This window comes from Streptomyces pristinaespiralis, assembly GCF_001278075.1.
In the GTDB taxonomy this organism is placed as follows: Bacteria; Actinomycetota; Actinomycetes; order Streptomycetales; family Streptomycetaceae; genus Streptomyces; species Streptomyces pristinaespiralis.
On the sequence record NZ_CP011340.1, the window covers coordinates 1,580,378 to 1,591,766 of the forward strand.

Genomic DNA, 11,389 nt, shown 5'->3' on the forward strand with positions numbered 1-11,389 from the left:
TCTGTTCGGTCTCCTTACGCGGGAAGGTGGTTGATGGGGTGGTCGTCCGACGCCCACAGGTACTGGACGGCGTAGGCCCGCCACGGCCGCCAGGCGGCCGCGCGTGCGGTGAGGGCGGCGGGGGTGGACGGCAGGCCGAGCGCTGCGGCGGCGCGCCGCATGCCGAGGTCGGTGGGAAGGAAGGCGTCGGGGTCGCCGAGGGCACGCATCGCGATGACCTCCACGGTCCACGGCCCGAAGCCGGGCAGGGCGGCGAGCTGGGCGCGCGCCCGGTCCCAGTCGCTGCCGGGGTCGAGCTTCAGCGTGCCGTCCGCGAGGGCGGCGACGAGGGTGGTCAGGGTGGTCCGGCGACTGCGGGGCAGCGCCAGGGCCTCGGGATCGAGGGACGCCAGCGCGTCCGGGGCCGGGAAGAGGTGGGTCAGGCCGCCCTCCGGGTCCTCCACGGGTACGCCGTGCGCCCTGACGAGGCGCCCCGCGTGGGTGCGGGCGGCGGCGGTGGAGACCTGCTGGCCGAGCACGGCCCGTACGGCGAACTCGGCCGCGTCGACCGTGCGCGGCACGCGCCGGCCGGGTGCCTTGCCGACCAGCGGCGCCAGCAGCGGATCGTCGCGCAACTGGTCGTCCACTGCGACCGGGTCGGCGTCCAGGTCGAGCATCCAGCGGCAGCGGCTGATCGCGATGGTGAGGTCGCGCGGGTCCGTCAGCGACAACCGGCAGGCGATGTGGTCCGGGTGCGGGGCGAGGGAGACGATGCCGTGCCCGTACGGCAGCGAGAGCGTGCGCCGGTACGCGCCGTCCCGCCACTCCTCCACACCGGGCACGCCGGTCGCCGCGAGGTGCCCGAAGAGGTTGCCGGGCTCGAGCGGTGCGCGGTACGGGAGCCGGAGCGCGATGACACCGGGCGTGGCCGCCGGTGCGGAACGGCCGCGTGCGGCCCTCGCCCGCAGTTCGCCCGGGGCCAGCGCGAAGACCTCGCGGACGGTGTCGTTGAACGTGCGGATCGAGGAGAAGCCCGCCGCGAAGGCGACCTCCGCCATCGGCAGCGGCGTGGTCTCGATGAGCAGCCTGGCCGTCTGCGCCCGCTGCGCCCGGGCCAGGGCGAGCGGTCCCGCGCCGAGCTCGGCGAGCAGCTGGCGCTCGACCTGCCGGGTCGAGTAGCCGAGCCGGGCGGCGAGCCCTGGCACGCCCTCGCGGTCGACGACGCCGTCCTGGATGAGCCGGACGGCCCGTGCGACGGCGTCGGCGCGGGCGTTCCATTCCGGCGAGCCGGGGCTGGTGTCCGGCCGGCAGCGCTTGCAGGCCCGGAATCCGGCCTGCTGGCAGGCGGCGGCGCTCGGGTAGAAGACCATGTTCTCGGCCTTCGGCGGCACCACGGGACAGCTGGGACGGCAGTAGATCCGGGTGGTCAGCACGGCGGTGAAGAACCATCCGTCGAACCGCGCGTCCTTGGAACGGACGGCGCGCACGCAACGCTCGGTGTCGGTGTGCATGCCTCAAGGATGGCGGGTGCCGATGCCGGCCGGCTGGCAGGAATCCGACATCAGCGTCCGGCTGCCTGGGCCCGCGCGGGACTCGGCCGGTCGAGGGGCACGGCCGCACGCGGTGCAGCCGGTCGAGGCGAGGGCCGCGCGCGGTTCAGCCGGTCGAGGCGAGGGCCGATTCGAAGGCCGCGTAGGCCCTGTCGTCGAACAGGACGAACCGCACCTCCTCGACCGGCGCGACGGCTGCCTCGCGGACGGTGCGCACCGCGATCCTGGCGCCGTCGTCCATGGGCCACCCGTAGATCCCCGTGGAGATCGCGGGGAACGCCACGGTCCGCGCGCCCAGCTCCGCCGCGACGCGCAGCGACTCGCGGTAGCAGGAGGCGAGCTGCGCCGAGCGCTCCTCGGAGGCGCTGTGGACCGGCCCGACGGTGTGGATGACGTGCTCCGCGTCGAGGCGCCCGGCCGTGGTGGCGACGGCCTGCCCGGTCGGGAGCCCCTTGCCGTAGTGGGAGGCGCGCAGGGCACGGCAGTCGGCGAGGATCTCAGGCCCGCCCTTGCGGTGAATGGCGCCGTCGACTCCCCCGCCGCCGAGCAGGGAGGAGTTGGCGGCGTTGACGACGGCGTCGACGTGCTGCTCGGTGATGTCCCCGCGGACGAGGGTCACCGTCGGTGCGGTCTGTGTCATGGAACTCATCGTCCTTCCCGGCGCCCGTCCTTCACAATCCGGCGCGCGAGCCGCTCCCGCGGCGCGGCCAGCTCGTCGGCGACCGCGGCGAGGCGCGCTTCGTCCGGCACGACGAGCGCCGTGAGCGGCTCACCGGTGAGCAGGCAGGCGCGTCGCAGGTGTGTCGGCGGATGGGTGGCGTCGACGGTGTGGCCGCGCAGTTCGCTCGCTCGGCGTTGCCGCTCGATCTCGCTTTCCGGGATCGACTCGATCTGGGCCGCCAGCCGCTCCCAGAGCCCGCGCCATTTCTCCAGGTACGACTTGTCCCCGGCCCGCCGCATCCGGCCGGCGTTGGACTCGCGCAGCAGGGCGGCTTCGGCGGAGTCCGCGACGAGGAGCCGGTCCATCAGACCGACGGCTGCCTCGGTGGATCCCGCCCTCGCCGCCGCGGCGTCGGCGAGGTACTCGCCGCGCTGCGCCGCCCGCAGTGTCAATCGGTCGAGCAGCATGAGCAGTCCGAGGACCGCGCAGCGCGGCAGGAAGTACACGGCGTTGAGGAACATCTCGCCGATCGTCGGGCTCGGCACACGCTGGAGCATGAAGTGCCAGATGCCGAGCGAGCGGAGGGCGTTGCCGGTGATCAGGCCGCGGCGGGTGTCGCCGCCCGCGTAGTGGCCGAGTTCGTGGCCGATCAGGGCGATCCTCTGCTGGGGTGTGAGGATCTCCCAGAGTCCGAGCCCGATGTCCAGCAAGCGGCGCTGCCGGATGCCGTACGTCGTGACGCTCGCGTTGACCTCGTCGCTCACGACGACCGCGTGCACCCCTGCCGTGCCGGCGACGTCGGCGACCTCGTCGATCATGGCGAAGAGCTGGGGCGCGTCGGCCCTGTGCAGTACCGGCAGATCGTCGGGCAGTTCGCCGAACCGGGGCCGCAGGAGCCAGGCCAGCAGCAGCAGGACACCGCCGAGCAGCGGGGCGGCCGTGCCCCAGCCGAGCACGGCGAGCAGCACGCCGGTGACGAGCAGGGCGACGGTGGTCCCGTGGACGGCGAGGGACAGGGCGTACGCAAGGACGGTCGCGGCGTCACCCTGCGGCTTCAGCGTGGCCCCGGACATCACCTCGGCGAGCAGCCTCTCACCGTTCCGCAGCGCGAGCCCGCGCCGCAGCCGCTCCAGCGCACCGTGCCGCTCGTCGGAGCCTCGGGGGTCGACGTTCCAGTCGCACGCCGCGCACCACGCGGTGAAGCGGCGGTCCGTGCGGACCTCGGCCCCGCACCCGGGGCATTGCCGCACGGTCTCCATCGTGGTGTCCACGCCGTGGTCCCCCTCCCGCGGCCACTCCCCGGAGGCCGCCACATGTGCGACGTGACCGGACCGTTCCTCGAACGGCGAGGAGTGATCACGTCGGCGCCGCAGCGTAAACCGTTCGCTACTGCGCTGACCAGCCCCGTTCCGCTCAGCGCTGCCGCAGCCTGCGCCACACCGCCTTCGCCGCGTGGTGGCCGGGCATGCCGTGGACGCCGGGTCCGGGCGGGGTCGCGGAGGAGCAGATGAAGACGGCGGGGTGGGCGGTCGCGTAGGGGACGCGGGCCAGCTTCGGGCGGATGACGGTCTGCAGTCCGGAGAAGGCGCCGCACGCGATGTCACCGCCCACGTAGTTGGCGTTGCGCGCGGCGATCTCGGGAGGGCCGGCGACGGCGCGGGCCAGGACCAGGTCGCGGAAGCCGGGTGCGAAGCGCTCCAGTTGACGTTCGACGACCTCGGTCGCGTCGCCCTCCCAGCCGGCCGGGACATGGCCGTACGCCCACAGGACGTGCTTGCCTTCGGGCGCCCTGGTCGGGTCGATCACGCTCGGCTGGGCGGTGATGAGGAACGGGACCTCGGGAGCGCGGCCGGAGACCGCCGCGCCGAGGGCGCTCTCGATCTCGGCCGCCGTGGGGCCGATGTGCACGGTCCCCGCGGTTCTGGCCTCCTTGGACAGCCACGGCATCGGCCCCGACAGCGCGTAGTCGATCTTGAACGCGGAGGCGCCGTACCGGTAGCGCCAGTACGCCTGGCCGAGCCCGGCGATCCTGGCCAGCGCGGTCGGTGACGTGTCGAAGACGTACGCCCTGGCCGGCGGGAGCTCGTCGAGCCGCCGGACCGGGCTGCCCGTGTGGATGGTGCCGCCCTGGGAGCGCAGATAGGAGGCGAGGGCGTCGGCGATGGCCTGTGAACCGCCGCGCGGGACGGGCCAGCCGACCTCGTGCGCGGCCAGGGCGAACAGCAGGGCGATGCCGCCGGTGGCGAAGCCGCTGGTGGGAGCGATGGCGTGCGCGGCGAGCCCGGCGAGCAGACCGCGGGCCTTCTCGCCCCGGAAGCGGCGGGCGAGCATGCTCGCGGGCCGGATCGCGTCCAGGCCGAAGCGGGCGTAGCGGTACGGATCGGTGGGCATCCCGTCCCAGGGGGTGCGCAGGAAGTCCGCGGCGATGCTGTCCCAGTGACCGGTGTACGGGGCGAGGAGACGGCGGTACGCGCCGGCGTCCACCGCGCCCAGCGACATGGCGCTCTCGCCGACCGAGCGGCTGAGCACGGCCGCCGTGCCGTCCGGGAACGGATGGGCGAGCGGCAGTTCGGGGTGCAGCCAGGTCAGGCCGTGCCGCTCGAGCGGCATCCGGCCGAAGGCGGGCGAGCCGACGCCGAGCGGGTGGACGGCGGAGCACGGATCGTGGCGGAAGCCGGGGAGGGTCAGTTCCTCCGTCCTGGCACCGCCACCGACGGTGTCCATGGCCTCGTGGACGGCGACCGAGAAGCCGCGGCGGGCCAGTTCGACCGCGGCGGTCAGCCCGTTGGGGCCGGCTCCCACGACGACGGCATCGAGCATCGACGGCACCTTCGGACTCCTTCGTCAGCCGACGGCCAAGAGACCCAAGCTTATTCCCGGGCGCCCTCATCGCGGGCGGAGTACCGTCCGAGGGCGATGAACAACATGATCGAAGACATGGCGGCGCGGCTCGCGAAGGTGCCCGGGGTGCGTGCGGTGGCGCTCGGCGGCAGCCGGGCGCGGGGCACCCACCGGCCCGACTCCGACTGGGATCTCGGCGTCTACTACCGGGGTGAGGTCGACGTCGCGGCCCTGGCGGCGCTGGCGGCGGACGTGACAGGAGAGCCGGTGGAGGTCGCCGGGCCCGGCGGCTGGGGACCGTGGGTCAACGGCGGCGCGTGGCTCTCGGTGAACGGCGCCCGGGTGGACTGGATCCTGCGGGACCTGGACCGGGTCGAACGGGTCCGGGCCGACTGCTGGGCCGGGCGGTTCGAGACGGGGATCCAGCCGGGGCACCCGCTGGGCTTCGCCTCCCCCACGTACGTGGGCGAGGTGGCACTGTGCCGGGTACTGGCCGACCCGGCGGGCGAGTTGACGGCGCTGCGGGAGCGGACCCAGGAGTATCCGGAGCCGTTGCGCCGTGCGCTGGTCGACGCGGCGTGGGAGGCGGACTTCTCGGTCGCCGCCGCGGCGAAGTCGGTGGGGGCGGCGGACACGCTCCATGTGTCGCTGTGCCTGTCCCGTGCGTTCGGGGTGCTGGTGCAGGCCGTGCACGCCCACCACCGGGTGTGGTTCCTCAACGAGAAGGGCGCGCTGGCGGCGGCCGCGGCGCTCCCGGGGATGCCCGCGGACTTCACCGCCCGCGTGTCCGCGTCCCTGACCGGCCTGGACCAGGCCGCGGTGGAGTCGGCGGCCGCGCTGGTCCGCGACATCAGGGCCCTGCTGGCCACGGACACCGTTCCTCTGGACTGAGCGGGAGTGAGTCTGCTCAGTCGCACGCCCCGAACGGTCTTGGGCGCACTGGTCCCCGGCGTACTCGACCCCGGGGCGGCGACACGCATCGGGTGCGTGGTCCGGTCCCGGGAGGCCGGTTCCCCTGCGCGACCCGGGCCACATGGGCGCGGCCAAAGGTGACGGGGAGGCCCTGAACCATCTCTCCGGTGGAGCAGGGGCCCCGCTTACCGGCACCGCACCCTGTGTCCCAGAACGCATGATCACGTTAGCCCGAACAGCCCAGCAGGCCGCAAGCCCGGGAGCGGATTGGCACCCGATCGAGTCAAACAGCCCTCCTACACGCTCACCAGCAAGCAGCTGACAACCCCGGCCTGAGGGGCGCTCCGGCCGGGGGCGCCGGCCGCGCCTCGGGCCGGACCGTCGGTGACGCAGGTCGATCCCGGCGGCCCGGTCCCGCGCCGCCGCGCCGCGCGCCCCGCCCCCGCGTCTCAGGTCAGGAGTTCGCGGATCCGGCGGGCCGTGGCCTCGTCGCGGGCCGCCGTGAACGGGAGGACGTTGGGGCCCGTGATGCGGAACGGCTCGCCGGCGACGGTGAGATGCGCGCCGCCCGCCTCCGTCACCAGCAGAAGACCGGCCGCGTGGTCCCATGCGAGCTCCCACGAGAACGCCACCGCGTCCAGGTCGCCGCGTGCCACGGCCAGGTACTCCAGGCCCGCCGAGCCGCAGGGCCTCGCCTCGACGCCGGGCTCGGCGAGCCCGAGCAGCGCGCGCTTCTGCTCCGGGGTGGTGTAGTCGGGGTGGGACATCGCGACCCGCAGCACCGCCCCGGGCCCGGGCGAACCGGATATCAGCGGTGCGCCGTTGAGCCGGGCGCCACCGCCGCGCACGGCGACCGCGAACTCGTCGAGGACCGGCGCGTACGTCCAGGAGGCGAGCAGCTCACCGCGCACGGCGAGCGCCACGAGGGTGCAGAACCCGGGCTCGCCGCGCACGAACTGGCGGGTGCCGTCCACCGGGTCGACGATCCACACGGGCGCGTCGCCGTGCAGTGCGTCGGCGACGGCCGGGTCGGCGTGCACGGCCTCCTCGCCGACGACGACGGAGCCCGGCACGAGCGCGGTGAGCGAGGCGGCGAGGTGCTCCTCCGCGCTGCGGTCGGCGATCGTGACGAGGTCGTGCGGGCCGGTCTTCTCGTCGACCTCGTGCGCGGCGAGCCGGCGGTAGCGCGGCACGATCTCGGCGGCCGCCGCCTTACGGACCGCCTCCTCGACGTCGGACAGGTCCCCGGTCAGAAAGTCATCGATCATGCCTGTAGACAATCATGCCCGTCCGACATCGAGGGATGCGTTCAGCGTCCGACCGCGTAACCCTGCATTCCCCTGGGGTTCGCCGCGGCGGAGAGCACACCGGTGCGAGGGTCGCGGGCGACCACGCAGAGCCTGCCCTCCGACCAGGGCCCGCCCACGGTGACGTCGTGTCCGCGCTCGCGCAGACCGGCGACGACCTCAGGAGGCGTGCGGGACTCGACGGTGACGCTGCCGGGCCGCATGCCCCGCGGGTAGAACGAGCCGGGAAAGGCGTCGTTGTGCCAGTTGGGAGCGTCGACGGCGCCTTGCAGGTCGTATCCGCCGCGGACCGGCGGCCGCAGCGCCACGGCGAGGAAGAAGTGGAGCTGCCACTGGTCCTGCTGGTCGCCGCCGGGGGTACCGAACGCCATCACGGGCACACCGTCGCGCAGTGCCAGCGAGGGTGTCAGGGTGGTGCGCGGGCGGCGGCCGGGGGTGAGGGAGTTCGGCAGGCCCGGCTCGAGCCAGGTCATCTGGAGCCGCGTGCCGAGCGGGAAGCCCAGCTCCGGCACGACGGGATTGGACTGCAGCCAGCCGCCGCTGGGGGTGGCCGCGACCATGTTGCCCCACCGGTCGACGACGTCGAGGTGGCAGGTGTCGCCCTGGACCGCGCCGTCCCGTGCCACGGTCGGCTCCCCCGCGCCCATCGCGCCGGCGCTGGGACCGGGTCCGTCGCCCAGCACGTCGGCGGCCCGGGGGCTCAGGACGGGGGTGCGGCGGCCGGGGCGGCCGGGCCGCAGCTCGTAGGAGGCCTTGTCGCCGATGAGCGCACGGCGGGCCCGGCTGTAGGGCTCCGACAGCAGGTCGCGGAGCGGGACCTCGGCGGCGTCGCCGTACCAGGCCTCCCGGTCGGCCATCGCCAGTTTGCAGCCCTCGACGAGCAGGTGGACGTACTCGGCGGACCCGTAGGCGGGCAGTTCGGGCGGCAGCAGGGCCAGTTGCTGGAGGAACGCCGGCCCCTGGCTCCACCCGCCCGCCTTGCACAGGGTCCAGCCGTTCCAGTCGTAGGTGACCGGTTCCTCGTAGGTGGCCGACCAGCCGGCCAGGTCCGCCGCCGTGAGGGTGCCGCTGTGGCGGGCGCCGCTGGTGTCCATCGTGGGCCGCCCGGCCTGGCGGACGAGCGCCTCTGCGACGAAGCCGGCCCGCCACACCTCCCGAGCGGCCTCGATCTGCCCGGTCCGGTCGGACGCGGCGGCCTCGGCCTCCGCGATCAGCCGCCGCCAGGTGGCGGCGAGCGCCGGGTTGCGGAACAGCGTGCCGGGGGCGGGGGCCTGCCCGCCGGGCAGGTACACCTCGGCGGAGGAGGTCCATTCGGTCTCGAAGAGTCCGCGTACGGTCTCCACCGTCTCGCAGAGCCGTTCGACGGGAGGGTGGCCGTGCTCGGCGTAGCCGATGGCGTGATCGAGCACCTCGGCAAGGGACTTGGTGCCGTGGTCGCGCAGCAGGAGCATCCACGCGTCGAACGCGCCCGGCACGGCGGCGGCCAACGGCCCCGTCCCGGGCACGAGTTCCAGGCCCAGCGAGCGGTAGTGCGCGATGGTGGCCCCGGCAGGCGCGACGCCCTGACCGCACAGGACGCGCACCTCGCCGCCGGCCGGTGCGACGATGACCGGCACCTCCCCGGCGGGTCCGCACAGATGCGGTTCGACGACGTGGAGCACGAAGCCGGCGGCGACGGCGGCGTCGTAGGCGTTGCCGCCCCGCTCCAGCACGGCCATCGCGGACTGTGAGGCGAGCCAGTGCGTGGAGGACACCATCCCGAAGGTGCCCTGGAGCGTCGGCCGGGTCGTGAACATGTGGCCCTCTCACCTCGCTGTTCGTCCGGATCGATCAGAACTGCCCCGTCGGGCGCGCGGTCCACGCCGGCGTTGAACACGTCGCCCTTCGCGCGCGTATGGAACTGGACGTGCCCCTTTCCGGACACCGTCATGCCCACCGACCATGCAGCAGATGGAGTTCTCCATGGGACGAACAACGCGAAGACGCCCAAGAGCAGGCAGGCGGACGGCCGCGGCCTCGATCGCCCTCATCCTCGCCGGCGGCGGTCTCATCGCGGTCAACTCCTATGCCGCCGCCGGTGAGGGACAGGGCCCCTGGCCGGGCGGCGGGACCACGCAGTCGGGAACCCTCGGCGCCGGACCCGTCCCGGCGACGGTCAAGTGCCCGGAGGTGGCGAACGGGCTGCCGGAGGTGCCGGAGGCGGCCAGGGCGGAGGTCGACCGCGAACTGGCGACGATGGACAGTGGGATCACCGAGGCCTACCAGCGGTTCGCCGAAGAGCGGGAACAGATCGAACGGGACCCGCAGTTCGTGCAGAACGCGATTCTCGGGCCTCTGCGGAGCAAGCGGGAAGCCGGCCTCGACCGCATCGCGGAGGCCATCGGCCGGATCACCGGGGAACGCCCGCAGGACCTGGGGGCCCTTGCTCCCTGCACCTTGCAGACCGACGGCGCGGACGAACCCGGCCAGGACGGCGGCGGCGAGGACGATCAGAACGGCGGCCAGGACGGCGGCGGCCAGGACGATCAGAACGGCGACGGCGGGCAGGGAGGCAACGGCGGCCAGGCGGGCAACGGCCCCGAGGCGTCCGACTTCGCCGACATCCGCACCGTCTCCCCCGACGTGCAGGAGCCCCCGCTGCTGCGCGGCGCCTCCCGCGGCACGTTCACCACGGACTGCGGTGTCAACGCGAACGGCAAGTTCAACCCGGACAACGTCATCGTCGCTCCCGGCGTGAGCAACGGCGCCCACCACATGCACGACTACGTGGGCAACCAGGCCAACGACGCGTTCGCCTCGGACGACGATCTCGCGGCGGGTGCGACGACCTGCCGTGACCAGGGCGACCGGTCGACGTACTACTGGCCCGTGCTGCGGCTCCAGAACGGTGCGGCGGAGGACGACGCCCAGGCGGACGGCGGCGGGAAGGACCAGAACGTGGGGAAGATCCTCACCCCGTCCCAGGTGACGCTCGACTTCGTCGGCAACCCGCGGGGCAAGGTCACCGCCATGCCGCGCTTCCTGCGGATCATCACCGGTGACGCGAAGGCCTTCGTCAACGGCAACGCGAACGCCAACGCCTCCTGGAGCTGCACCGGCTTCGAGGACCGGCAACTGAAGGACAAGTACCCGATCTGTCCCCAGGGCAGCAAAGTGGTGCGCAGCTTCAAGTTCCAGAGCTGCTGGGACGGCCGGAACGCCGACAGCGCCAACCACCGCACCCATGTGGCCTTCACGGACGCGAGCGGCCGTTGCCCGGGCGGTTTCGTCCCCGTTCCCCAGCTCGTCCAGCGGATCGTCTACGACGTGCCGCCGCCGGTCTTCGGGGGCGCGGAAGCCGCCGTCTTCGCGCTCGACTCGTTCCCGGAGCAGTTGCACAAACCGGTCACCGACCACGGTGACTTCATCAACGTCTTCGACGAGAAGCTGATGCGGGAGTTGGTGAGCTGTCTCAACGAGGGCCGCCGCTGCGGCCCCGGCGATCCGGCGCAGGCGCCCGGCGGTGACGGACCGGAGCCGAAGGACGCCCCCGCGACGGCCACCGCGGCTCCGACCGGCTCGCCCGCGCCTGCCCCCGCCGCCCCCGCGGAGCAGCAGCCCGAAGCACCGGCCCGTCCGGACGCGCCCACCGCCGATCCGGCTCCGGCGCCCGCGGATCCCTATGAGCCCGCGACGCCCGCCACCTCCGCCGCCCCCGCGACCGAGGAGCCCGCCGCCGAGAGGCCCCCGGCCGAGCCCGCACCCGAAACCCCCGACGCGGACCGGGCCCGGCCCGAAGCGGCGGATGCACCCGCGGAACCGGCGGCGGAACCGGCAGCCCCCGACGCACCGGCCGACCGGGCCGCCGCACCGTCGCCCGCGCGGAGCGAGCCGGCCACGGCATCCGTCCGGCAGAGCCCAAAGGCCCCGGCCGGGACAGAGACCCCCGCGCCGCCCACGGCCGGCGGGTCGAACATCCCGGTACCCGCCGGTGAGGCCGCGCCGCAGGCCGTGGAGGGCGGCCTGGCCGAGACCGGCGCCCAGTTGTGGCCGTCGGCGGCAGGAGCCGTGCTGCTGATCGTGGGCGTCGCCCTGCTGCGTGTACGCACCCGCCGCGAGGGCCCGCGTCACCGCTGACGCGGCGGCTGCCCGGCGCGCCA

8 protein-coding genes are annotated in these 11,389 nt (G+C 74.1%); 2 read left to right on the plus strand and 6 right to left on the minus strand.

All coding sequences use genetic code 11. The features are described from left to right. Positions 1-14: 14 nt before the first annotated feature. The 4 genes from SPRI_RS06575 to SPRI_RS06590 all read right to left on the minus strand — a co-directional run bounded on the left by SPRI_RS06575 (position 15) and on the right by SPRI_RS06590 (position 5,019). Positions 15-1,490 (minus strand): AlkA N-terminal domain-containing protein, encoded by a 1,476-nt coding sequence (locus tag SPRI_RS06575; RefSeq protein ID WP_005309563.1) that lies wholly within the window; start codon positions 1,488-1,490, stop codon positions 15-17. Between the two features lie 145 nt (positions 1,491-1,635). Beyond that, positions 1,636-2,169, minus strand: a complete 534-nt coding sequence (locus SPRI_RS06580; RefSeq protein ID WP_005309565.1) for an O-acetyl-ADP-ribose deacetylase — start codon at positions 2,167-2,169, stop codon at positions 1,636-1,638. Between the two features lie 5 nt (positions 2,170-2,174). Then, positions 2,175-3,461 carry a M48 family metallopeptidase gene (locus tag SPRI_RS06585; RefSeq protein ID WP_234020336.1) on the minus strand — a complete coding sequence of 429 codons (1,287 nt, stop codon included), beginning with the start codon at positions 3,459-3,461 and terminating at the stop codon, positions 2,175-2,177. Between the two features lie 142 nt (positions 3,462-3,603). Beyond that, positions 3,604-5,019, minus strand: coding sequence for a phytoene desaturase family protein (locus SPRI_RS06590; protein WP_005309571.1), 1,416 nt, complete (start codon positions 5,017-5,019; stop codon positions 3,604-3,606). An 87-nt stretch (positions 5,020-5,106) separates the two neighbouring features. On the opposite strand from SPRI_RS06590, the gene SPRI_RS06595 reads away from it, so the two are divergent. Then, entirely contained in the window at positions 5,107-5,922 is an 816-nt protein-coding gene (locus SPRI_RS06595; RefSeq protein ID WP_053556755.1) for a nucleotidyltransferase domain-containing protein, read from the plus strand. Between the two features lie 470 nt (positions 5,923-6,392). On the opposite strand, the gene SPRI_RS06600 is transcribed toward SPRI_RS06595, so the two are convergent. Further along, the gene (locus SPRI_RS06600; RefSeq protein WP_053556756.1) at positions 6,393-7,211 is read right to left on the minus strand and encodes an inositol monophosphatase family protein; all 819 of its coding nucleotides are present in this window, start codon (positions 7,209-7,211) and stop codon (positions 6,393-6,395) included. Positions 7,212-7,252: 41 nt separating this feature from the next. After that, the gene (locus SPRI_RS06605; protein ID WP_053556757.1) at positions 7,253-9,046 is read right to left on the minus strand and encodes a gamma-glutamyltransferase family protein; all 1,794 of its coding nucleotides are present in this window, start codon (positions 9,044-9,046) and stop codon (positions 7,253-7,255) included. 166 nt (positions 9,047-9,212) lie between these two features. Here SPRI_RS06605 and SPRI_RS06610 point away from each other — a divergent pair, with 166 nt between their 5' ends. Then, positions 9,213-11,366 carry a DUF1996 domain-containing protein gene (locus SPRI_RS06610; protein ID WP_053557696.1) on the plus strand — a complete coding sequence of 718 codons (2,154 nt, stop codon included), beginning with the start codon at positions 9,213-9,215 and terminating at the stop codon, positions 11,364-11,366. Positions 11,367-11,389 lie beyond the last annotated feature (23 nt).

Bases quoted from the DNA above. Each gene is read 5' to 3' on its own strand.
- SPRI_RS06580 (WP_005309565.1), bottom strand. From the start codon at position 2,169: ATGACACAGACCGCACCGACGGTGACCCTCGTCCGCGGGGACATCACC.
- SPRI_RS06600 (WP_053556756.1), bottom strand. From the start codon at position 7,211: ATGATCGATGACTTTCTGACCGGGGACCTGTCCGACGTCGAGGAGGCG.
- SPRI_RS06605 (WP_053556757.1), bottom strand. From the start codon at position 9,046: ATGTTCACGACCCGGCCGACGCTCCAGGGCACCTTCGGGATGGTGTCC.
- SPRI_RS06575 (WP_005309563.1), bottom strand. From the start codon at position 1,490: ATGCACACCGACACCGAGCGTTGCGTGCGCGCCGTCCGTTCCAAGGAC.
- SPRI_RS06610 (WP_053557696.1), top strand. From the start codon at position 9,213: ATGGGACGAACAACGCGAAGACGCCCAAGAGCAGGCAGGCGGACGGCC.
- SPRI_RS06595 (WP_053556755.1), top strand. From the start codon at position 5,107: ATGAACAACATGATCGAAGACATGGCGGCGCGGCTCGCGAAGGTGCCC.